This is a genomic window from Candidatus Pantoea deserta, from assembly GCF_003813865.1.
GTDB classification, from domain to species: Bacteria; Pseudomonadota; Gammaproteobacteria; order Enterobacterales; family Enterobacteriaceae; genus Pantoea; species Pantoea deserta.
The window spans coordinates 1-21,732 of sequence record NZ_RMVG01000007.1 but is presented as its reverse complement, the minus strand read 5'-3'; the positions used below and the strand labels follow the sequence as shown (position 1 = coordinate 21,732).

Below are 21,732 nucleotides of genomic sequence, written 5' to 3'. Positions count from 1 at the left end.
CGGCGGGCTGCGGCCCGCCTCTGCTATTTATTCAGATTTTCATCCAGGCTGTTGAGCTACAACGGTAATTCAGGCATAACAACCACTGACCGGAAAGATGGCGGGATGGATGCGATGAAATTTATTGGAAAATTTTTCCTGACGATACTGTTGCTACTGCTGCTTGGCCTGGTAGTTATCTACGTTTTATTGCAGACGCAATGGGGCGCAGGCTGGGTCAGCCGCACCGTAAGCGATAAAACCGCCTGGCACCTCTCGCTGCGCAAAATCGAACATAATTTTTCGTCGCCGTCGCATTTTGTGCTGGATAACTTTAGCTTTGGCCACGACGGGCAGCCCGCCGTGGTGGTGGCAAAACGCGTCGATCTCGGCCTCGCCCTGTTGCAGTTCAGCGATCCGCTGCATTTTGCCAGCATCGAGCTGCGTGATGGCGTCGTCAATCTGGCCAATCTCACCGCTGACCATGTTTTGCCGGTTCAGGCCGGTCGCCTTCAGTTAACCAGTATGCGCGTCGACAGCCCGAACACGCCGCTGCCGCTTGAGGCTCGTCAGGTCAACGGCGGCATCATGCCGTGGAAGCCCAGCGCGCAAAGCATGCTGGGCAGCGATGCGCAGTTTCAGATGAGCGCGGCGGAGATGAAGGTGAACAAGGTGCCTGGCGCAAACGTGCTGATTCAGGGCAGCGTGACGCAGGGGCGCATGCTGTTCAGCAACGTCGGTGCCGATCTGGCGCGCGGTTCAATGACCGGCAGCGCCGAGCGTGATGCGCAGGGCAACTGGCTGATACGCCAGCTGCGCCTCAATGATATTCGTCTGCAAACCAGCCAGAGCCTTGCGGACTTCCTGCGTCCGATTCAGCAACTCCCGTCCGTCACCGTCAATCGCCTGGATATGACCGATGCGCGGCTTCAGGGCCCCGACTGGGCGGTCACCGACCTCGATTTAACGCTGAAAAATCTGACCCTGCAAGGCAACAGCTGGCGCAGCGATGACGGTTCGCTGTCGCTGAATGCCAGCAATTTTATTAACGGCCGCTTTGAGCTGAACGATCCCATCGTCAATGTCGGTTTATCGCCGCAGGGCGTCGCGCTTACCCAGTTCAGCTCGCGCTGGGCGAACGGCGTGATCCGCGCTGACGGCAGCTGGAGCCGCAGCGACAATCGCCTGACGCTTAACAATCTCGCCGTCGCCGGACTGGAATATACCCTGCCGGAAAGCTGGCGCGATCGCTGGCAGGCGGCGCTGCCCGCGTGGCTCGACACCGTGGAAATCAAACGCTTTACCTCTAATCGCAACCTGATTATCGATATTAACCCGGCCTTTCCGTTCCAGATGACCTCGCTGGACGGCAGCGGCGAAAACCTGCTACTGGCGCGGCAGCATCAGTGGGGGATCTGGTCAGGCAAACTGAGCCTTAACGCCTCGGAAGCCACCTTTAACCGCACCGATCTGCGTCATCCCTCGCTGTCGCTTAATGCGGACGACCGGCAGATCCAGGTAACCGAGCTGAGCGCCTTTAGCGGCAACGGCTTGCTGGAAGGGTCGGCCAGCGTCGGGCAGCAGGCGGATCGGCCGGTGGCGCTGACGCTGAAAGGTCAGGCGGTGCCCGCCAACGTGATGCAAAACTGGGGCTGGCCCGCTCTGCCGGCGAGCGGCGCCAGCAATTTTCAGCTCCAGCTCAACGCATCCCTGAAGGCTGGCGCGCCATTAAAACCTTCAGTGAATGGCTCGCTCTCGCTGCGCACCGATGAGCAGCAGATCCAGCAGCAGATGCAGGCGGGTGAGGTTAGATAAACAGATAACGGGCCGCGGACGCGGCCCGGATGATTTAATTGATACGCGCCCCGGATCCGCCCTCTTCCAGCGGCTCGTCGGGATCGGCGGGCAGCACGATATAGACCCCTTCAAACACCGCGCCCAGCTCTTCATTGCCAAACAGCTCCACCTCAAGACGCACGCGCGCTTTGCGCCCGCGCGCCAGACGATCAAGATCGCCGCTCATCGAGCCAATATCGGCAATCGCCCCCGGACGCCCGGTGATCGCTTTGCTGTAGCGAATATGCGCATCCGCAAGAATAATGGTGCCGCCAAGATGGCGCTCGCGCAGCAGTAGCCAGATCAGCCCCCAGCCGGTCAGCGTCGCCAGCGAAAAAAGGCTGCCTGCGAACAGCGTATGGTGCGGGTTCTGGTTGCCGGTTTCCGGCATGGTGGTGATAAATTTCTGCCCGGTGAACTGCAAGATGCGCACGCCCATCTTTTCGCTGAGCGGGATATTGTCATACCAGGCCTGCTGTAGCTGACCGCACCAGTCGGCGCGGTGCAGGATATCGTCCAGCGTCACTACCGGCTTGATCATCAGAAAATGGCGCACCGGCGTGGTTTGCGGCGCGGTGATCTCGCCCTGATTGACGTAGCCCAGCTTGGCAAAAAACTCCACCGCATCTTCGCGCGCGGCGCAGGTGACGCGCTTAACGCCCTCCTGACGCGCCACCGATTCCAGCGTCATCGCCACCAGCGTGCCTAACCCTTTGCCCTGCACCGACGGATGCACGGCAAGGAAGCGAATCGAGGCTTCGTTGTCAGCGTTAATATAGAGGCGTCCGGCCGCCACCGGCTGTCCATGCTCATCGACCACCATCTGATGGTGCGCCAGCGCGTCCCAGCCGTCCCGCTCCGATCCCTGAGGCTGGCGCAGCGGCTTACGTAACATTTCCCAGCGGAACTGGTAGTACATATCCAGCTCTTCCGCCGTCTGTGGTACCCGAAGATGATACATAAAATGGTTCTCTCGTTCAGAGCCTGCGTGGCCGATCCCGTGCCGCTCGGCTGCCGGCCTCAAACCTGCAACCAGAAGGTGACAGGACCATCGTTGACCAGCGCAACCTGCATATCGGCGGCGAAACGGCCGTTGGCGGTGGCCACGCCCTGACGGCGACAGCAGTCGCTGAAGTATTCATACAGCCGGTTCGCCTCGTCGGGCGCGGCTCCGCCGGAAAATGACGGACGCATTCCTTTTTGCGTATCGGCCGCCAGCGTAAACTGCGACACCACCAGCAGGCTTCCGCCCGACTGCTGGACATTAAGGTTCATTTTCCCCTGCTCGTCGCTGAAAATCCGGTAGCCCAGCACCTTTTCCGCCAGGCGCTCGGCGCGTTTCTCATCGTCGCCTTTTTCTACCCCCAGTAATACCAGCAGGCCGGGGCCTATTTCACCGACCACCGCGCGATCCACGCTGACGCTGGCATTAAGCACTCGTTGAATCAACGCAATCATGCAACCTCTCGTTCTCTTTCACTTTCCCGTTGTTTTAGCTGTCGATAATCATCCAGCGTGGCGGTAATTTCCGCGCCTAACAACACAATACACCAGGTCCAGTAGACCCAGAGAAACAGAATAGGAATCACCGCCAGCACGCCGTAAATCAGCTGGTAGGAAGGAAACATCGTGACATAGAGGGCAAAGCCCTTTTTCCCCAGCTCAAACAGCGCGCCCGCCACCAGCGCGCCAATCAGCGCATCGCGCGGCGGTACGCGGCGCGTCGGCACAATACTGTAAAGCAGCCAGAAAGCGAACCAGGAGAGCAGCAGCGGGAAAACGCGCAGTACCTGATCGATCACGCCATAGACGCTGCTGTCGCTGATCCAGCGCAGCGACAACAGATAAGAGCTGATCGCCAGGCTGGCGCCCGCCAGCAGCGGTCCCAGCGTCAGAATCATCCAGTAAACGGCAAAGGAGTAAACCAGCGGCCGCTTTTTATGGCTGCGCCAGATGGTGTTAAGCGACGTATCGACCGAATGCATCAGCAGCAGCGCGGTAATGATCAGCCCAATCGCGCCCAGCGCGGTCATGCGATGCACGTTGGCCACGAACTGGTCGAGATAGCGCTGCACCACATTGCCCGTTGCCGGAACGAAATTAGTAAAGATAAAGTTTTTCAGCTGTACGCTGACTTCAGCAAATACCGGAAACGCCGAGAACAGCGCGAAAACCACGGCAATCAGCGGCACCAGCGCCAGTAATGACACAAAAGCCAGATTGCCGGCCTGCGTTGTCATATTGTCGTCGTCGATGCGTTTCCACAGCAGTTTCAGCCACAGCCAGAAGGCGTGGCAGGTCGATTTAAAAGGATGCAACGTCATCATTCAGCGATGGCTTGCCAGCCAGTCCGGCACCGTTTTGTTATCCATAACCTGTATGCTTTTGATGCCCAGCGCCTGAGCCGCCGCGATATTATCGGCGTTGTCATCGAAGAAAATCGCCTGGTCTGCGCGATAACCTTCCTGCTGCAACACGTGTTCATAGATGCGGGCTTCGGGCTTGCGCATCCCCAGCTCCTGCGACAGATAGACCTTATCCGCCGCTGCCCGGACCTCAGGATACTGGGTCGGCCAGAACTCGGTATGCAGCTTGTTGGTGTTAGACAGGATCACCACACGATGCCCGTTGGCGCGCAGCTGGTTCATCAGCGCCAGCGTATCGGCGCGCGCGTCCATAAAAAGCGCCTGCCAGCCCGCGACAAACTGCTCGTAGCTCAGCGCGATGTCCAGCTGTTCACACAGCTCTGCCGCAAAGTGCTCATCGCTGATCTCCCCACGCTCGTGCTGCTCAAACGCCTCGCCCATCTGGAAACGGCTTTGCAGCAGCGCCAAAGGTACGCGGCCGAGATCGCTCCAGACCCCCAGCACGCGGTTGAAATCAATATCAACAATCACATTGCCTAAATCGAATATATACAACATGTCGTTACTCCTCTGATTCCCTGGATCCTTCACTCTAGCGGCAAAAACAGGGGCTGAACAGGTAACAGGCAGGAGAAAAATGCGTTATGGAAGGTGGCGCATGGCGGCCTGGCGCGCGCAGCGTGCGGGTTGGGCTATCACGGCAGGAAAAACAGCAGCAGAAAGAGAGCGACAAAAAAAAGCCCCGATAAACGGGGCTTTTTCAAGGACGAAACGTCTTACTCTTTCGGACCGCGTGACGCGCGTTTGCGGTCGTTCTCGGTCAGGTGACGTTTACGGATACGGACCGACTGCGGCGTAACTTCTACCAGCTCGTCGTCGTCGATAAATTCGATGGCCTGCTCAAGGGTCATTTTCACCGGCGGCACCAGCGTCGTCGCTTCGTCTGTACCGGAAGCACGCATGTTGGTCAGCTTCTTGCCGGTCAGGCAGTTTACGGTCAGGTCGTTAGAACGGCTGTGAATACCGATGATCTGGCCTTCATAGACTTCTGCGCCGTGACCCAAGAACAGTTTGCCGCGATCCTGGAGGCCGAACAGGGCGAAGGCAACGGCTTTACCCTGACCGTTAGAGATCAGTACGCCATTCTGACGCTGACCCACTTCGCCCGGACGAATGTCGTCGTAGTGGCTAAAGGTGGAGTACAGCAGACCAGTGCCTGACGTCATGGTCATGAATTCGTTACGGAAGCCGATCAGACCACGGCTTGGGATAACGTAGTCAAGACGCACGCGGCCTTTGCCATCTGGATCCATGTTTTTCAGATCGCCCTTACGCTCGCCCATGGCTTGCATTACAGCGCCCTGATTGTTCTCTTCGATATCCAGCGTGACGTTCTCGAACGGCTCTTGTTTGCGGCCATCGATTTCACGGAAGATAACTTTCGGACGTGATACGGCCAGCTCGAAGCCTTCACGACGCATGTTTTCGATCAGTACCGACAGGTGCAGTTCACCACGGCCAGAGACGCGGAATGCATCAGCATCTTCCGTTTCTTCAACGCGCAGCGCAACGTTGTGCACCAGTTCTTTGTTCAGGCGCTCAAGGATCTGACGCGAGGTCACATACTTGCCTTCCTGACCGCAGAACGGCGAGGTGTTGACGTTGAAGAACATGGTAACCGTCGGCTCATCAACGCTCAGCGCAGGCAGCGCCTGGACGTTTTGCGGATCGCAGATGGTATCGGAGATGTTCAGCTCGCCCAGACCGGTGACAGCGACGATGTCGCCCGCTTCCGCCAGATCGGTGTCGATACGCTCCAGACCCAGGTGGCCCAGCACTTTACCGACTTTGCCGTTGCGGGTTTTGCCTTCGCTGTCGATGACAGTAACCTGCTGGTTCGGCTTGATTTTACCGCGCTTAATGCGGCCAATGCCGATGACGCCCAGATAGTTGTTGTAGTCCAGCTGTGAGATCTGCATCTGCAACGGCGCGTCGACTTCAACCTGCGGCGGGGAAACGTGATCCACGATCGCCTGATACAGCGGGGTCATATCTTCAGCCATGTCGGTGTGATCCAGACCGGCGATGCCCTGTAGCGCAGAGGCGTAAATAATCGGGAAGTCGAGCTGCTCGTCAGTCGCGTCCAGATTAACGAACAGGTCGAAGACCTGGTCAACAACCCAGTCAGGACGTGCGCCCGGACGGTCGATTTTGTTGATAACGACGATCGGCTTCAAACCGTGAGCAAAAGCTTTCTTGGTCACGAAGCGGGTTTGCGGCATAGGGCCATCCATCGCATCGACAACCAGCAGCACCGAATCCACCATGGACATGACGCGCTCTACTTCACCGCCGAAGTCGGCGTGTCCCGGGGTATCAACGATGTTGATACGATAGTCATTCCATTTGATGGCGGTGTTTTTCGCGAGGATGGTAATCCCACGCTCTTTCTCCAAATCATTGGAGTCCATCACACGCTCAGTCGCTTCGGTACGCGCGTCAAAGGTACCGGACTGTTGCAGCAGCTTATCAACCAGGGTGGTCTTACCATGGTCGACGTGCGCGATGATGGCGATGTTACGCAAATTTTCGATCACAACTTTGCCTCAGGCATTAGAAATAGCGCGCTATTGTACACGGATTAAGCGGGATACTGAACACGATCACACTTTTCAATAGAAGTTTATTGCACTGGCGGAAATTTGCGCTGGATACGGTGCAAGTAATGCACTACGTTGAGGTAACGCACCATAAAGGTGCGTAAAAGTGATCGAAAAGCACGCTTTTGGTGCAGCTTATCCAGACTGGTGCAGCCTGCTGGCGTCAAAAAGGTGCGTACAGGCGTGATTTAGCCTGGCTGAATAAAGTTGGCACAAAATTCGCTTTGTTCTGTTTAAGCGAAAACAGCAGTTGCACAACGGTTGCAGAGCTTGCCGAGATCGGTTGGGTGGGGATGGCGGTCAGACACATTACATTCCAGACGACGCAGCCTCTCACCACGATGATAATGACCCATTCCAGGAGAGTTGAGTATGTCCGCTGAACACGTTCTCTCGATGATGAACGAGCACGAAGTTAAGTTTGTTGACCTGCGTTTTACCGATACCAAAGGTAAAGAACAGCACGTTACTATCCCTGCTCACCAGGTTAACGCTGACTTCTTCGAAGAAGGCAAAATGTTTGATGGCTCCTCTATCGGCGGCTGGAAAGGCATTAACGAATCAGACATGGTGCTGATGCCGGACGCTACCACGGCGGTACTGGATCCGTTCTTCGAAGACCCGACGCTGATTATCCGTTGTGACATCCTTGAGCCAGGCACCATGCAGGGCTACGATCGCGACCCGCGTTCTATCGCCAAGCGCGCTGAAGAGTATCTGCGCTCTTCCGGCATCGCCGACACCGTGCTGTTTGGACCGGAGCCGGAGTTTTTCCTGTTTGACGACATCCGTTTTGGTTCTTCCACGTCGGGTTCGCACGTTGCTATCGATGACATCGAAGCCGCATGGAACACCGGCAAAGAGTACGAAGGCGGCAACAAAGGCCACCGTCCGGGCCTGAAAGGCGGCTACTTCCCGGTACCGCCGGTCGACTCTTCGCAGGACATCCGTTCTGCTATGTGTCTGACCATGGAGCAGATGGGTCTGGTCGTTGAAGCCCATCACCACGAAGTGGCGACAGCAGGTCAGAACGAAGTGGCTACCCGCTTCAATACCATGACCAAAAAAGCTGACGAAATTCAGATCTATAAATATGTCGTGCACAACGTTGCGCACGCCTACGGCAAAACCGCGACCTTTATGCCGAAGCCGATGTTTGGCGATAACGGTTCAGGTATGCACTGCCACATGTCGCTCTCTAAAGGCGGCGTAAACCTGTTCGCAGGCGACAAGTACGGCGGCCTGTCTGAAACTGCCCTGTTCTACATCGGCGGCATCATCAAGCACGCGAAAGCGATCAATGCCCTGGCGAACCCGACCACTAACTCCTACAAGCGTCTGGTTCCTGGCTACGAAGCGCCGGTCATGCTGGCCTACTCTGCACGTAACCGCTCTGCTTCAATCCGTATCCCGGTTGTCGCCAGCCCGAAAGCACGCCGTATCGAAGCGCGCTTCCCGGATCCGGCTGCCAACCCGTACCTGGCCTTCACCGCGCTGCTGATGGCGGGCCTGGACGGCGTGATCAACAAGATCCACCCTGGCGATGCGATGGACAAAAACCTGTACGATCTGCCGCCGGAAGAAGAAGCGGAGATTCCAAAAGTTGCAGGTTCGCTGGAAGAAGCGCTGAACGCACTGAATGACGATCGCGAGTTCCTGACCCGCGGCGGCGTGTTCACCGACGATGCCATCGATGCCTACATCGAACTGCGTAAAGCTGAGAACGACCGCGTTCGCATGACGCCGCACCCGGTTGAGTTCGAACTGTACTACAGCGTTTAATCTTTATTCTGCACAGGGCGCGTTGCCGCAGCAGGCGGCAACCGGACAGTTCCGAGGCTGCTGACGCAGCGGCGACGCGCAAGACGCAGAAGATTTTTTGTTGCCGTGGAAACTTTAGCCCATCTCCGGATGGGCTTTTTTCGCCGCGAAATCATCGTTCAGCCGCCTGAAAACCGGCGCGGAAAGGTATAATGCACTAAAACAGTGCAGAGGAACGCTGTATGGCAACTGGCTCTTTGCCCGATGCAGGGCAAATTCTCAACTCCCTGATAAACAGTATCCTGCTGGTGGATGACGAGCTGGTTATTCACTATGCCAATCCGGCGGCACAGCAGTTACTGGCGCAAAGCTCACGCAAACTGTTCGGCACGCCGCTTCCTGATTTAACCGGCTACTTCTCGCTGAATATTGAGGTGATGCGCGAGAGTCTTGAGGCTGGCCAGGGTTTTACCGACAGCGAGGTGACGCTGGTGGTGGATGGCCGCGCGCATGTGATGGCGCTGACGGCGCAGCGTCTGCCCGACCGTTTTATTTTGCTGGAGATGGCTCCGATGGATAATCAGCGACGCCTGAGCCAGGAGCAGCTTCAGCATGCGCAGCAGGTGGCGGCGCGCGATTTGGTGCGCGGGCTCGCTCATGAGATTAAAAATCCGCTGGGCGGACTACGCGGCGCGGCGCAACTGCTGTCGCGCGCGCTGCCCGATCCCTCGCTGAACGAATATACCAAAGTCATTATTGAGCAGGCGGACCGTCTGCGTAATCTGGTCGATCGCCTGTTGGGTCCACAGCAGCCGGGTATGCATATTACCCAGAGCATCCATCAGGTGGCGGAGCGCGTGGTTAATCTGGTGTCCATGGAGCTGCCGGAAAACGTTGCGCTGGTGCGCGATTACGATCCCAGCCTGCCGGAGCTGCCGCACGACCCCGATCAGATTGAACAGGTGCTGCTTAACGTGGTGCGCAACGCGCTCCAGGCGTTAGGCGACGAAGGCGGCACCATTATCCTGCGCACCCGCACCGCTTTTCAGCTGACGCTGCACGGCACCCGCTACCGTCTGGTTGCGCGCATCGACGTCGAAGATAACGGGCCGGGCATTCCGGCGCAGTTACAGGATACGCTGTTCTACCCAATGGTAAGCGGACGCGAAGGCGGCACCGGCCTGGGTCTCTCTATCGCCCGTAGCCTGATCGATCAACATTCAGGAAAAATTGAATTTAACAGTTGGCCTGGACACACCGAGTTCTCGGTTTATCTGCCTATTCGCCAGTGAGGTTTCTATGCAACGAGGGATAGTCTGGATCGTCGATGACGATAGCTCCATCCGCTGGGTGCTTGAACGCGCGCTCACTGGAGCCGGTTTAAGCTGTGCCACTTTCGACAGCGGCAATGAGGTGCTGGACGCGCTCTCGACGAAAACCCCAGACGTTTTACTGTCAGATATTCGCATGCCGGGCATGGATGGACTGGCTCTGCTGAAACAGATTAAACAGCGCCATCCTATGCTGCCGGTCATCATTATGACGGCGCACTCCGACCTGGACGCAGCGGTCAGCGCTTACCAGCAAGGGGCTTTCGATTACCTGCCGAAGCCCTTTGATATTGATGAGGCGGTGGCGCTGGTCGATCGCGCGATTAGCCACTATCAGGAGCAGCAGCAGCCGCGAAACCAGCCGGTCAGCGGTCCTACGACCGACATCATTGGCGAAGCGCCAGCGATGCAGGATGTGTTTCGTATTATTGGCCGTTTGTCGCGCTCATCGATCAGCGTGCTGATCAACGGCGAGTCGGGCACCGGGAAAGAGCTGGTGGCTCACGCGCTGCATCGCCACAGCCCGCGCGCTAAAGCGCCGTTTATCGCGCTCAATATGGCGGCGATCCCTAAAGACCTGATTGAGTCCGAACTGTTTGGCCATGAAAAAGGCGCGTTTACCGGCGCGAATCAGATCCGTCAGGGCCGTTTTGAGCAGGCTGATGGCGGTACGCTGTTTCTGGACGAGATCGGCGATATGCCGCTTGACGTGCAGACACGTTTACTGCGCGTGCTGGCGGACGGTCAGTTTTACCGCGTCGGCGGCTATGCGCCGGTAAAAGTCGACGTGCGTATTATTGCGGCCACCCATCAGAATCTGGAGCTGCGGGTGCAGGAAGGCAAGTTCCGCGAGGATCTGTTCCATCGCCTGAACGTAATCCGCGTGCATCTGCCGCCGCTGCGCGAGCGCCGTGAAGACATTCCGCGTCTGGCGCGCTACTTCTTACAGGTCGCCGCGCGCGAGCTGGGGGTCGAGGCAAAAATCCTTCATCCGGAAACCGAGACCGCGCTGACGCGTCTGCACTGGTCCGGCAACGTGCGCCAGCTGGAAAATACCTGTCGCTGGCTGACAGTGATGGCGGCCGGTCAGGAAGTGTTGATCCAGGATCTGCCTCCTGAACTGTTCGAATCCAGCACCCCGGAAAATCCGGTTCAGTCGCTGCCGGACAGCTGGGCGACGCTGCTGGCGCAGTGGGCCGACCGCGCGCTGCGTTCCGGTCATCAAAATCTGCTCTCTGAAGCGCAGCCGGAGATGGAACGCACCTTGCTGACTACGGCGCTGCGTCATACGCAGGGACATAAGCAGGAAGCGGCCAGGCTACTGGGCTGGGGACGCAATACGCTAACGCGGAAGCTGAAAGAGCTGGGAATGGAGTGATCATGACAGGGGTCAAAAAGGCGTTTTTTTGTGCAATTTGCCACGCTGACCCGCTTTACACGCCGAAGCCGTTCAGTATCATACGGGCGGCTATCGGGAGATGAAGCTATGATCGAATCCTTCTTTCACATGATGTCGCACAGTATTGCCGCTATCAGCAGCCTGGCTGGCCACTCGCCGCAGACGGCTTTCGCTGCCGTGCTGTGCGCCATCATGGTTAATTTGTTTCACTAACAAAACGGGAGCTTTTGCTCCCGTTTTTGTCTTATATCACGCGGGAAAACTGCTGCTGACGCGCTTTGTGGCGTAAATAGACATCAAAGCACATACAGATATTACGGATCAGCAAACGCCCGATGCCGGTAACCTGCAACTCATCGGCGCGCAGCACCGCCAGCCCGTCATTGATTAACGGCTGTAACAGCGCCAAATCTTCCGCAAAGTAATCGTTGAAGCGAATCGGGTATTGCGCTTCGATAGCGCCAAAATCAAGCGAGAAATTGCAGATAAGCGTCTTGATGACATCGCGACGCAGGCAGTCGTCTTCCGTCAGCGTCACGCCGCGCCATAGCGCCTCGCCGCGCGTCGCCACCGCCTCATACCAGCGGTTTAGCTCTTTCTCATTCTGCGCGTAGCTGTCGCCGATCATGCTGATGGCGGAAACGCCCAGCCCAAGAAGATCGCTGTCGCCCTGTGTGGTATAGCCCTGAAAATTGCGGTGCAGCAGACCAGCGCGCTGCGCCTGAGCCAGCTCATCCTGCGGCTTCGCAAAGTGGTCCATACCGATAAAATCATAGCCCTGCTGCGTCAGCGTCGCGATGGTCTGCTGAAGGATTTCCAGCTTCTGCTGCGCCGACGGCAGCTCCTGCTCTTTGATTTTGCGCTGCGCCGCAAAGAGCGCAGGCAGATGGGCGTAGTTAAACACGCTCAGGCGATCCGGATTGAGGGCGATGACGCGCTGTAGCGTATAAGCAAAGCTCTCTGCCGTTTGCAGCGGTAAACCATAGATCAGGTCGATACTGGTGGAACGGAAGCCCTGTTCGCGCGCCCGCGCCATGAGCGCAAAGATAGCCTCTTCATCCTGCACCCGGTTCACGCGCTCCTGCACCGCCTTGTTGAAGTCCTGCACGCCCATGCTCAGCCGGTTAAAGCCAAGCTGGCGCAGATGCGAGACCGTATCTGGATCGATTTCACGCGGATCGATCTCGATCGACATCTCCAGATCGTCCGCCAGACTAAAGTTTTCTTTCAGCAACGCCACCAGCCGGGAAAGCTGCGCAGGGTTAAGAAAGGTTGGCGTTCCCCCGCCCCAGTGCAGCTGCGTCACGCGGCGATCGCGGAACAGCGGCGCGCGCTGGCGAATCTCCAGAGCCAGCGCATCCAGATAGCGGTCAGCTTTATGCAGCTGACGCGTAACGACCTTATTGCAGCCGCAGAAGTAGCAGAGTTTATGGCAGAACGGAATATGAACGTAGAGCGAGAGCGGGCGTTCAGGGTAACGGGCGACGGCGCGCTGAAAGTCTGTCTCACTGTAGCTCTCGCTAAATTCGAGCGCGGTAGGGTAAGAGGTGTAACGCGGACCCGCATAATTGTATTTTTCGATGAGCCGCTGATCCCAGGAGACGGGTTGCAAAGACATGCTTACTCCTTCCGGTGACGTCTGAGAGAAGGTCGCGATGCAGAAGAGAGGAAAGGTGGGCGGGACTGAACCCGACGTAAACGTGACTTCAGACGCGACAGGCGTCGTAGTTTAGCCAATAACAGGATGAGATAACATGTCAGCAGCAGCGCTAAAATTGATCCAGGCCAAAACATAATGATTTACCTGTCTGGCGCGGCATGCACCGAAGCGCATGCCGATCAAAAACTCAGTTGCCTTTCAGCAGGCGATACATATCTTCTTCGGCCTGCTCGTCTTCCGCTTCGTCATCCATATTGATGCCGAGCTGCTCCATCAGTTCGTCAATGCGATCCAGGGTTTCATCCAGCCACGCCTGCTCTTCCGCCGACAGCGTGTCGCCGTTTTCCATGCGATCCAACAGCGCATCCAGACGCTCGCTGTTTTCCAGCTGCGCCAGCTCCTCTTCCGGGCTGAGACGCACTTTTGCCGCCACGGGCTTAACGACTTTTTTCACCGGGGCGCTGACGGTTGCGCCATCGGCCACCAGCGGAACCGGTTTTTTACTGCCGATGCGTGGGTCTTTGGATTTATTACCCTGACCTGCTTTGCTCACGCTGACGTCAGGGTTGGCACGGCTGCCTGATGCGTTGCCACGATGTTTTTTGTCACGCTTGCGATCGCGTGCGGCCTGATTGAGTTCTTCACGCGTTTTGCGTTTTGCTTTGTTGGCTGGTTTACCGTGCGCGCCGCGTACAGGTTGCTTCATGATGTTCGGTCTCAGTGTTTTTTAATCAGTATATACCCGTCTCTCTTAACGCTGCTTTTTTGTCGGCGAGGCGCACCAGAAAGTACGTATCTTCTTCTCAGGCTCTCGGGATAACGGAGGGTACAGAATTGCGGCGAAATCTAGCAGAAAGCAGACAAAGAAAAAAGGCGACAGCGTAATGCTGTCGCCTTATTTCGCACCTTCCGCAGAAGGAACTCTAAATTCAGTCCTTATTGGCTCGCAACGTCCCGGTCGATCCCGCGCCTGCTCAACTCCTGAGCGAATCCCTGTCCTTGTCTGGTCTCACATCCCTGACCCTTTCCATTCCACTGCTCCCGGTCATCCCGACACTCCTGAGCACATCATCCTGATGGGTGCTGCCGTGCACTGCCCAATAATGTAGACCAACCTGCGAAAGCCACAACCCAACAGCGGCATCATTTGCTTATTTAAACGGCTGAATAATTTTAATTTATTGATTATAAATAATTTTAATTTTTCAATTTTTTATTAAAAACCGCTTTAGCTGCCAGTTTCGATGGCAAATATCTCACAAAACCGCACCCGTTGACGTCATCGGGTACTTTTGCGCCATAATGCGTATAATCAGCGGCAACGCCCGAACTGGTTCCTGGAGTAAAACTTTGTCTGCACTGAATTACCACGTCACCCACTTTATCCTTAGCGCCCCGGATATCCGCCATCTGCCTGCCGATACCGGCATTGAGGTCGCCTTCGCCGGACGTTCAAACGCCGGAAAATCCAGCGCGCTCAATACGCTGACCAATCAAAAAAGCCTGGCGCGCACCAGTAAAACGCCAGGACGCACACAGCTTATCAACCTGTTTGAAGTCGCTGACGGCAAACGCCTGGTGGATTTGCCTGGCTACGGCTACGCCGAAGTGCCGGAAGAGATGAAACGCAAATGGCAGCGCGCGCTGGGCGAATATCTGCAAAAACGCGAAGCGCTGAAGGGCCTGGTGGTCTTGATGGATATTCGCCACCCGCTGAAAGATCTCGATCAGCAGATGATTCAGTGGGCGGTCGAGAGCCAGATTCCGGTGCTGGTGCTGTTGACCAAAGCCGATAAGCTTGCCTCTGGCGCGCGCAAAGCGCAGCTCAATATGGTGCGTGAAGCCTCGCTGGCCTTTATGGGCGATGTGCAGGTTGAGATGTTTTCGTCGCTGAAGAAGATGGGCGTCGACAAACTGCGCCATAAGCTGGACAGCTGGTTTAATGAGTTAGCGCCAGCAGAAGAGACTGCCGTCGACGAGTAACAGCGGCACAGGCGTTTCGCTGCGAAAGCCCAATAAAAAACGCCCCAGTCATATAATGACTGGGGCGGCTAATATTCAGCCAAATCCGATTACGTGAAGTAAAAGGTCTGAAAGATAGAACATCTTACCTCTGTACCCTACGCCTCGAACTTTACCTGATTTTTTCTGACGCACAAAGGGTTTTTTGTAGTTAATTTTCACCAAACAGCATGATTTTTCATGCGTTCATCACAAAAATAACCTCTGACTGTAGTTTAATTACCAAAAAAATGCTTAACCGATAAGTAGTTAGAAATCAGGCGAATCGGCCTGCTGGCTGAATCGGTTAAACCTACTTTTTTCTTATGCTGAAAGCCGACCGATGATGCGCTTCTGTCACCGGCCTGCGTCACCTCAATCAGTGCGCCTGATCCCAGTTATCTCCGACACCTACCTCGACCAGAAGCGGGACATCCAGCTTCACGCTGTTCTCCATTAAGTCCTGGATCTGCTTGCTGGCGGACTCGACGACGTCGCCGCGCACTTCAAACACCAGCTCATCGTGCACCTGCATAATCATCCGGACATCATCCGTGTTTCGCTGTTGCAGCCAGTCGTCTACCGCAATCATAGCGCGCTTGATAATGTCGGCGGCCGTTCCCTGCATAGGCGCATTGATCGCCGCGCGCTCAGCCGCTTTACGGCGCATAGCGTTGCTGGATTTGATGTCCGGCAGCCACAGGCGACGACCGTCCAGGGTTTCAACATAGCCTTTGCTGGCCGCCAGCTGGCGAGTATTTTCCATATAGCGCAGCACGCCAGGATAGCGTTCGAAATAGAGATCCATATATTTCTTCGCCTCGCCCGCGCCGATATTCAGCTGGCGCGACAGGCCGAACGCGCTCATGCCGTAGATCAGGCCAAAGTTGATCGCTTTGGCGCTACGGCGCTGCTCGCCGCTGACCTTATCCAGCGCCACGCCAAATACTTCAGCCGCCGTGGCGCGGTGAATGTCTTCGCCGTGAGCGAAGGCGTCCAGCAGGCCTTTGTCCTGCGACAGATGCGCCATAATGCGCAGCTCAATCTGCGAGTAGTCAGCCGCCACGATGCGGTTACCTTTGCCGGCGATAAAAGCCTGACGTATACGGCGGCCCTCGTCATTGCGGATCGGAATATTTTGCAGGTTAGGATCGGTGGACGACAGGCGACCCGTTGCGGTTACCGCCTGATGATAGGAGGTATGCACGCGACCGGTCAGCGGATTGATCATCTGCGGCAGTTTGTCGGTGTAGGTAGATTTAAGCTTCGATAAACCGCGATGCTCAAGGATCACTTTCGGCAGCGGATAGTCGAGCGCCAGCTCCGCCAGCACCTCTTCGCTGGTCGACGGCGCGCCGCCTGGGGTTTTCTTCGTCGGCTTGATGCCCTGCTTTTCAAACAGGATAGTTTGCAGCTGTTTGGTTGAAGAGAGGTTAAAAGGCTCGCCTGCCAGCTCATGCGCCTTCTGCTCCAGCTCCGCCAGCCTCAAAGTCAGCTCCTGCGAGTGCTGCGCCAGGATGTTCTGGTCGATTAGCACGCCATTACGCTCAACGCGCGAGATAACCGTCAGCAGCGGCATCTCAATCTCTTCAAAGACCTTCTTCGGACCGCTCTCTTTTTCCAGCTCTGCCCACATTTTCAGGTGCAGCTGAAGCGTGACGTCCGCGTCTTCCGCCGCGTAATGCGCCGCCTGTTCCAGCGCGATCTGATTAAAGGTCAGCTGGTTTTTGCCCTTACCGGCAATCTCTTCAAAGGTTACGGTCTTATGATTCAGCCAGCGAGCCGACAGGCTATCCATATCGTGCTTGCCCGCCACGCTGTTGAGAAGATAGGACTCCAGCATGGTATCGAATCTGATGCCGCCCAGCTCAATATCGTAGTTTTTCAGCACGCCGCGATCGTATTTCAAATTCTGGCCCACTTTAAACGCCTTGCTGTCTTCCAGAATCGGCTTGAGCTGGGCCAGCACCTCACGGCGATCCAGCTGATCGGGCGCATCAAGGTAATCATGGCCGACCGGCAGATAGGCGGCTTCGCCCGGCGCAACCGCCAGCGCAATGCCGACAATGTTGGCGCTGAGCGTATCAAGCGAGTCGGTTTCAAGATCAAAGGCGAACAGTTCGCTCTGCTTCAGCTTTTCGAGCCAGACGTCAAAGGTGGCCTGATCGAGGATAGTCACGTAACCGTCGGCGTTGAGTATGCTGGTTGCCTCTGGCTTAGGCTGGGGTTCATCGGGCAGCGCCTGCTGGGCTTTAACATTGCTCTTTTTGCCCTGTAGCCATTTGCCGTCCTGAAGATCGGCCAGCCAGCGTTTAAATTCATAGCGGCCAAAGAGCGCTTGCAGCGCGGCGACATCCGGCTCGGCGACCGTCAGCTCGTTACAGGTCAGCTCAAGCTCGACGTCGGTTTTAATCGTGGCCAGCTGGTACGAGAGAAAGGCTACGTCGCGGTTTTGCTCCAGCTTCGCCGCCATGGTTTTTGCGCCGCGGAAAGAGAGATCGGCCACCTTGTCCAGGTTATCGTAGATTGACCGCATACCGCCTAAGCCCTGCAACAGCGCCTGCGCCGTTTTTTCACCCACGCCCGGTACGCCCGGAATGTTATCTGAGCTGTCGCCCATCATTGCCAGAAAGTCGATGATCAGCCCTGGCGGCACGCCGTACTTCTGCTCTACCTCTTCCGGACCCAGAATGGTGTTGGTCATGGTGTTGATCAAGGTAATGTTCGGCGTCACCAGCTGCGCCATATCTTTATCACCGGTGCTGATCAGGACGGCGCGGCCCTCTTTCTCTGCCTGTAGCGCCAGCGTGCCGATCACATCGTCCGCCTCAACGCCGCTTACCGCCAGCAGCGGCAGTCCCATCGCCTTAACCATCTCATGCAACGGCGCCGTCTGGGCGCGCAGATCGTCGGGCATCGGCGGGCGATGGGATTTGTAGTTCTCAAACAGCTCATCCCTGAAGGTTTTGCCTTTAGCGTCAAATACCACGGCAACATGGCTGGGATTGTATTGCGTCAACAGACTTTTCAACATGTTGAGCACACCATACATTGCGCCAGTTGGCTCGCCTGCGCTATTGGTGAGCGGCGGAAACGCATGATAAGCGCGGTAAAGGTAGGATGAGCCATCAACCAGAATCAGGGGGTTTTCTGCAATTTGCGCCATAAGTCTGTGTAATCTTCGTTGCCATGGATTGGACTATAAGGATGCCACAGCTTGAGCAGAATGTTGAACGCAGGGCGTCAGAGGCGTGACTTTTTCATGGATTCAGGGCGCGGATCGCAAGGATCTTTCTGTGGATAACTTTGTGCGCAAAAATCATAACGCGGGGCGGATTAAGCAAGCCGATAAAGCTAAAATTTATTAAGCTTATATTTTTCAGATAGTTAAATTATTACCGTGACCCAATATTCCTTTCTTCACAGGCAGTAGCTTATGTGGATATTAAATCAGAAAAGATGCAAATGGACTATTTAGCTAATTTATTTCGCCCATAAAAAAACGCCGATGGCGTCGGCGTTTTCGGCATCAGGGGGCGGATTACTTTTGGCTGACCAGGAACTTCACAACGTTCGCATATTCCGCGACGAAGTTATCCATAGAGCTGGTATCAAGACCGCCGTTGTTAATCATGTATTTGCCGTTAACGAACATGGCCGGAACGCCGCGCAAATCAACATCTGCCGCCGCTTTTTGCTGCTGCGCGACCAGCGCTTTTACAGCAAAGCTATTCCAGGCAGCGTCATATTCCTGAGCAGAGATACCCGCAGCATTGATAAAGGCTGATTTCAGGCTGTCTGGATCGGTAATAGTCTGGGTTTTCTGGATACCATCAAAGAGAGGAGCGGTAACTTTATCTTCCACGCCCAGCGCCATCGCCACAGCCCATGCGTGCGTGACCACCGGGCCGAAATCGCCGCCCAGAAAATCGACATGGTATTTCGTCACTTTGGTATCAGCAGGTAAATTCTTTTTCACGGCATCGCCAACGTGGTACACACGCTCGAACTGATAGCAGTGCGGACAAAAGAAGGAGAAGAACTCCAGCACCTGCGGTTCGCCAGCAACCGGCTTCTGAAGGCTGACGTATTGCTGACCATCGGTAAACTGGGCAGCAGAGGCGCTAAACGCCAGCACTAAACCAACCAGTGCAAACCAAATCTTTTTCATTGTGAAAAATTCTCCTGACTTCTCTATTTAAAATTGCGGGGTCAACTGTAGCGGCGGTTCCTGCAACAGCTTCTCCTGCTCGGTAAATTGCGAAATCTGCCTGCGCCAGAAATCCTCATCCGTCATCCAGGGAAACGCGCGAGGAAACGCCGGATCCTGCCAGCGGCGCGCCACCCAGGCCAGATAATAAACCATGCGCATAGCGCGTAAAGGCTCAATCAGTGACAATTCATTAATATCAAAATCACTGAACTCAGTATAAGCCTCTAATAAAATATCCCACTGAATACGCTGTTCCTGACGATCGCCGTTAACCAGCATCCAGAGATCCTGCACCGCTGGTCCATTGCGCGCATCATCGAGATCGACAAACAGCGGCCCGTCGCGCCACAAGATGTTGCCCGGATGACAGTCGCCATGCAGACGCAGCGGCTGCCATTCGCGATGCCAGCGCTGCTGCAAGGCGCGCCCCAGATTATCCAGCGCCTCTGTAAGCGCCGTTCTCAGAGATGCAGGCACCAGTTCGTTACTCGCCAGCTCCGCGCGCGGCTGATGCAGATATTCATCCAGATCCATGGTAGGGCGATGCTGGAAACGCTGCTTGCGGCCGGTCTGATGGATCCGCCCAAGGAAGCGGCCTACCCACTCCAGCTGCTCATCGTTGTCTGTTTCGTACTGACGGCCGCCCAGGCTGGGGAAAACGGTGAAAAAGAAGCCGCCATGCGTATGCAGGGTTTTTCCCTGCAACGCCAGCGGCGCCGCAACCGGCACTTCATCGGTCAGCAAATCATGGGTGAACTGATGTTCCTCCTCAATTTGCACCGCGCTCCAGCGCTGCGGCCGGTAGAACTTCACGACATAACGCTGCCGATCTTCATCACTAAACTGATAGACGCGGTTTTCATAGCTGTTAAGCGCGGTGAGTCCAGACTCAACCCGAAGTCCTGTTTCCCATAGCGCATCAAGAATGGCATCAGGATTGAGCGTCTGGAAATTAAAAGCGGCATCCATGGAATCACCCGTGACTGTCTTTACAAGAAGCCGGCAAGCATAGCATTAGTTATCGTCTTTAATCACACCGCGCGCGCGCAGCAGCGCGGTTTTGAAATCCGTTTCATAATCTTTTTGATGGCCAGGGATCTCCGCGTGCTTGTCGGCGCCGCGCATTTTCAAATGATAAATCAACACGTCGTCGGTTAATTCACTTAATGGGCCACGGAAACCAGATTCCTGCGCCAGTTTTTGTAAAAATTGCATCAGGTTAAGATCGGGTTCCTGTTGCCAGGCAGGCTGCAACAGTTCAATCAGTTCATTCAGACGATGGTATTTCATCGGCGATTCCTTATAACGTGGTTGTTATCAGCCTTCAGACAGGAGTACTGGCATGGCAGCATTAACCGGCATTATTCTGGCCGGCGGACAAGGGCGTCGCATGGGCGGCCAGGATAAAGGCATGGTGCTGTTTGACGGCATTCCGCTTTATCAGCATGTTCTTCAACGGCTCAGGCCGCAAGTGGACATTGTCATGATAAGCGCTAACCGTAACCATGATCGTTATCAGTCAGGCGGCTTTAGGGTGATCCCTGATACCCTGCCGGACTTTCCCGGCCCACTGGCAGGAATGCTGAGCGGTTTACTCGCGGCAGAGACGGAATGGGTCGTGTTCTGCTCCTGCGATACGCCCTTTGTGCCAACGGATTATGTTGAACAGCTGTGGCGCAATAAAGAGAAGGCGACAGCTGTCTGGGCGCGTTCAGCCGAACGCGATCATCCCGTGCTGGCTTTACTACACCGCAGTCTGGCGCAGCCGCTTGCTGGCTATTTGCAGCGAGGAGAGCGGCGTTTGATGCAGTTTTTGCGTGAGCAGGGCGGACATGCGGTTCTGATGAAGCAGGATGAAGCGGCTTTCCGCAATCTGAATACGCCAGAAGATCTCAGAGAGGAAGGGTAGATGACGCTGCCGTTACTGGCTATCGCCGCATGGAGCGGAACCGGGAAAACAACCCTGCTACAGCAGGTTATTCCGCTGCTGAAAAAGAGAGGTCTTCGTCCCGGATTAATAAAGCATACCCATCATCAGATGGAGATCGATACGCCGGGAAAAGACAGCTATCTGCTGCGAAAAGCCGGTGCCGATCAGGTTATTGTCGCCAGTTCGCAACGCTGGGCGCTGATGTGCGAGACGCCGCAACGCGCTGACGTGGATCTGCATTATCTGGTCAGCCGTATGGATCCGGCCTTGCTGGATGTGGTGTTAGTCGAAGGGTTCAAAGATGAGCCGGTGCCAAAGATTGTTCTGTGGCGCGCGGGCGTTAAAGATGAGGTTTTGCCTCTAATGGACGGCCACGTTATTGCTGTTGCCAGCGACAGTCATCTCGATGTCGCCGTTCCTTTGCTGGATTTAAACCAGCCTGAAGAGATTGCCGTCTTTATCGCGCAGTGGCTGGAAAAGCGGTCAACAAATGCGGGAGATTAGGCAGGTTTAGTTTTGCCGCCCGCAGAACGCAAAAAGCCCCGGCCGTCGGGCCAGGGCTGCGCGATAAGCAGACGTAAAAAAGCCCCCTGCTC

At 55.9% G+C, this 21,732-nt stretch carries 20 protein-coding genes; 8 read left to right on the top strand and 12 right to left on the bottom strand.

All coding sequences use genetic code 11. The features are described from left to right. Positions 1-114 precede the first annotated feature (114 nt). Positions 115-1,794, top strand: coding sequence for an AsmA family protein (locus tag BBB56_RS10860; RefSeq protein ID WP_123800981.1), 1,680 nt, complete (start codon positions 115-117; stop codon positions 1,792-1,794). A 34-nt stretch (positions 1,795-1,828) separates the two neighbouring features. On the opposite strand, the gene fabY is transcribed toward BBB56_RS10860, so the two are convergent. The 5 genes from fabY to typA form a co-directional block, all read right to left on the bottom strand. Next, on the bottom strand, positions 1,829-2,776 hold the full coding sequence (gene fabY, locus BBB56_RS10855; protein WP_123800980.1) for a fatty acid biosynthesis protein FabY: 948 nt from the start codon (positions 2,774-2,776) through the stop codon (positions 1,829-1,831). Positions 2,777-2,835: 59 nt separating this feature from the next. Continuing rightward, positions 2,836-3,273 (bottom strand): D-aminoacyl-tRNA deacylase, encoded by a 438-nt coding sequence (dtd, locus tag BBB56_RS10850; RefSeq protein WP_123800979.1) that lies wholly within the window; start codon positions 3,271-3,273, stop codon positions 2,836-2,838. Further along, a complete protein-coding gene (locus tag BBB56_RS10845; protein WP_123801143.1) occupies positions 3,270-4,139 on the bottom strand; it encodes a virulence factor BrkB family protein in 870 nt (289 codons plus the stop codon). The genes dtd and BBB56_RS10845 overlap by 4 nt, the downstream gene beginning before the upstream one ends. Positions 4,140-4,142: 3 nt before the next feature. Further along, the gene (gene yihX, locus BBB56_RS10840) at positions 4,143-4,739 is read right to left on the bottom strand and encodes a glucose-1-phosphatase (RefSeq protein WP_123800978.1); all 597 of its coding nucleotides are present in this window, start codon (positions 4,737-4,739) and stop codon (positions 4,143-4,145) included. Positions 4,740-4,957: 218 nt separating this feature from the next. After that, positions 4,958-6,778, bottom strand: coding sequence for a ribosome-dependent GTPase TypA (typA, locus tag BBB56_RS10835; protein ID WP_123800977.1), 1,821 nt, complete (start codon positions 6,776-6,778; stop codon positions 4,958-4,960). A gap of 435 nt (positions 6,779-7,213) precedes the next feature. Between typA and glnA the strand changes: the two genes are divergently transcribed. From glnA to BBB56_RS23445, 4 genes are all read left to right on the top strand, one after another. Further along, positions 7,214-8,623, top strand: coding sequence for a glutamate--ammonia ligase (gene glnA / locus BBB56_RS10830; protein ID WP_123800976.1), 1,410 nt, complete (start codon positions 7,214-7,216; stop codon positions 8,621-8,623). A gap of 221 nt (positions 8,624-8,844) precedes the next feature. After that, entirely contained in the window at positions 8,845-9,894 is a 1,050-nt protein-coding gene (glnL, locus tag BBB56_RS10825; RefSeq protein ID WP_123800975.1) for a nitrogen regulation protein NR(II), read from the top strand. 7 nt (positions 9,895-9,901) lie between these two features. Further along, entirely contained in the window at positions 9,902-11,311 is a 1,410-nt protein-coding gene (gene glnG, locus BBB56_RS10820; protein WP_123800974.1) for a nitrogen regulation protein NR(I), read from the top strand. 108 nt (positions 11,312-11,419) lie between these two features. Further along, positions 11,420-11,545: a YshB family small membrane protein gene (locus BBB56_RS23445; RefSeq protein WP_148085443.1), complete on the top strand. Its 126-nt coding sequence runs from the start codon at positions 11,420-11,422 to the stop codon at positions 11,543-11,545. Positions 11,546-11,576: 31 nt separating this feature from the next. On the opposite strand, the gene hemN is transcribed toward BBB56_RS23445, so the two are convergent. Both hemN and yihI read right to left on the bottom strand, forming a co-directional pair. Continuing rightward, a complete protein-coding gene (hemN, locus tag BBB56_RS10815; protein WP_123800973.1) occupies positions 11,577-12,950 on the bottom strand; it encodes an oxygen-independent coproporphyrinogen III oxidase in 1,374 nt (457 codons plus the stop codon). 229 nt (positions 12,951-13,179) lie between these two features. Next, positions 13,180-13,698, bottom strand: a complete 519-nt coding sequence (yihI, locus tag BBB56_RS10810) for a Der GTPase-activating protein YihI (protein WP_123800972.1) — start codon at positions 13,696-13,698, stop codon at positions 13,180-13,182. A gap of 644 nt (positions 13,699-14,342) precedes the next feature. Here yihI and yihA point away from each other — a divergent pair. Then, complete coding sequence (gene yihA / locus BBB56_RS10805) at positions 14,343-14,975, top strand: ribosome biogenesis GTP-binding protein YihA/YsxC (protein ID WP_123800971.1); 633 nt, start codon at positions 14,343-14,345, stop codon at positions 14,973-14,975. Positions 14,976-15,050: 75 nt separating this feature from the next. Here the strand turns inward: yihA and spfP are convergent, their stop codons facing one another. From spfP to BBB56_RS10785, 5 genes are all read right to left on the bottom strand, one after another. Beyond that, the gene (gene spfP, locus BBB56_RS24035; protein ID WP_071892919.1) at positions 15,051-15,098 is read right to left on the bottom strand and encodes a small protein SpfP; all 48 of its coding nucleotides are present in this window, start codon (positions 15,096-15,098) and stop codon (positions 15,051-15,053) included. A 274-nt stretch (positions 15,099-15,372) separates the two neighbouring features. Further along, the gene (gene polA / locus BBB56_RS10800; protein ID WP_123800970.1) at positions 15,373-18,159 is read right to left on the bottom strand and encodes a DNA polymerase I; all 2,787 of its coding nucleotides are present in this window, start codon (positions 18,157-18,159) and stop codon (positions 15,373-15,375) included. Between the two features lie 375 nt (positions 18,160-18,534). After that, positions 18,535-19,164: a thiol:disulfide interchange protein DsbA gene (gene dsbA / locus BBB56_RS10795; RefSeq protein WP_123800969.1), complete on the bottom strand. Its 630-nt coding sequence runs from the start codon at positions 19,162-19,164 to the stop codon at positions 18,535-18,537. A 27-nt stretch (positions 19,165-19,191) separates the two neighbouring features. Continuing rightward, the gene (locus BBB56_RS10790; protein WP_123800968.1) at positions 19,192-20,175 is read right to left on the bottom strand and encodes a serine/threonine protein kinase; all 984 of its coding nucleotides are present in this window, start codon (positions 20,173-20,175) and stop codon (positions 19,192-19,194) included. 45 nt (positions 20,176-20,220) lie between these two features. Continuing rightward, positions 20,221-20,496 carry a YihD family protein gene (locus BBB56_RS10785; RefSeq protein ID WP_123800967.1) on the bottom strand — a complete coding sequence of 92 codons (276 nt, stop codon included), beginning with the start codon at positions 20,494-20,496 and terminating at the stop codon, positions 20,221-20,223. 52 nt (positions 20,497-20,548) lie between these two features. On the opposite strand from BBB56_RS10785, the gene mobA reads away from it, so the two are divergent. Both mobA and mobB read left to right on the top strand, forming a co-directional pair. Next, the gene (mobA, locus tag BBB56_RS10780) at positions 20,549-21,115 is read left to right on the top strand and encodes a molybdenum cofactor guanylyltransferase MobA (RefSeq protein ID WP_123800966.1); all 567 of its coding nucleotides are present in this window, start codon (positions 20,549-20,551) and stop codon (positions 21,113-21,115) included. Then, positions 21,116-21,640, top strand: a complete 525-nt coding sequence (gene mobB / locus BBB56_RS10775; protein WP_123800965.1) for a molybdopterin-guanine dinucleotide biosynthesis protein MobB — start codon at positions 21,116-21,118, stop codon at positions 21,638-21,640. It begins immediately after the preceding gene. The last annotated feature ends 92 nt before the right edge of the window (positions 21,641-21,732 follow it).

What these genes read in the sequence shown, in the direction of transcription:
- BBB56_RS10860 (WP_123800981.1), top strand. Translation starts at nt 115, where the DNA reads ATGAAATTTATTGGAAAATTTTTCCTGACGATACTGTTGCTACTGCTG.
- fabY (WP_123800980.1), bottom strand. Translation starts at nt 2,776, where the DNA reads ATGTATCATCTTCGGGTACCACAGACGGCGGAAGAGCTGGATATGTAC.
- dtd (WP_123800979.1), bottom strand. Translation starts at nt 3,273, where the DNA reads ATGATTGCGTTGATTCAACGAGTGCTTAATGCCAGCGTCAGCGTGGAT.
- BBB56_RS10845 (WP_123801143.1), bottom strand. Translation starts at nt 4,139, where the DNA reads ATGACGTTGCATCCTTTTAAATCGACCTGCCACGCCTTCTGGCTGTGG.
- yihX (WP_123800978.1), bottom strand. Translation starts at nt 4,739, where the DNA reads ATGTTGTATATATTCGATTTAGGCAATGTGATTGTTGATATTGATTTC.
- glnA (WP_123800976.1), top strand. Translation starts at nt 7,214, where the DNA reads ATGTCCGCTGAACACGTTCTCTCGATGATGAACGAGCACGAAGTTAAG.
- glnL (WP_123800975.1), top strand. Translation starts at nt 8,845, where the DNA reads ATGGCAACTGGCTCTTTGCCCGATGCAGGGCAAATTCTCAACTCCCTG.
- glnG (WP_123800974.1), top strand. Translation starts at nt 9,902, where the DNA reads ATGCAACGAGGGATAGTCTGGATCGTCGATGACGATAGCTCCATCCGC.
- BBB56_RS23445 (WP_148085443.1), top strand. Translation starts at nt 11,420, where the DNA reads ATGATCGAATCCTTCTTTCACATGATGTCGCACAGTATTGCCGCTATC.
- hemN (WP_123800973.1), bottom strand. Translation starts at nt 12,950, where the DNA reads ATGTCTTTGCAACCCGTCTCCTGGGATCAGCGGCTCATCGAAAAATAC.
- yihI (WP_123800972.1), bottom strand. Translation starts at nt 13,698, where the DNA reads ATGAAGCAACCTGTACGCGGCGCGCACGGTAAACCAGCCAACAAAGCA.
- polA (WP_123800970.1), bottom strand. Translation starts at nt 18,159, where the DNA reads ATGGCGCAAATTGCAGAAAACCCCCTGATTCTGGTTGATGGCTCATCC.
- dsbA (WP_123800969.1), bottom strand. Translation starts at nt 19,164, where the DNA reads ATGAAAAAGATTTGGTTTGCACTGGTTGGTTTAGTGCTGGCGTTTAGC.
- BBB56_RS10790 (WP_123800968.1), bottom strand. Translation starts at nt 20,175, where the DNA reads ATGGATGCCGCTTTTAATTTCCAGACGCTCAATCCTGATGCCATTCTT.
- BBB56_RS10785 (WP_123800967.1), bottom strand. Translation starts at nt 20,496, where the DNA reads ATGAAATACCATCGTCTGAATGAACTGATTGAACTGTTGCAGCCTGCC.
- mobA (WP_123800966.1), top strand. Translation starts at nt 20,549, where the DNA reads ATGGCAGCATTAACCGGCATTATTCTGGCCGGCGGACAAGGGCGTCGC.
- mobB (WP_123800965.1), top strand. Translation starts at nt 21,116, where the DNA reads ATGACGCTGCCGTTACTGGCTATCGCCGCATGGAGCGGAACCGGGAAA.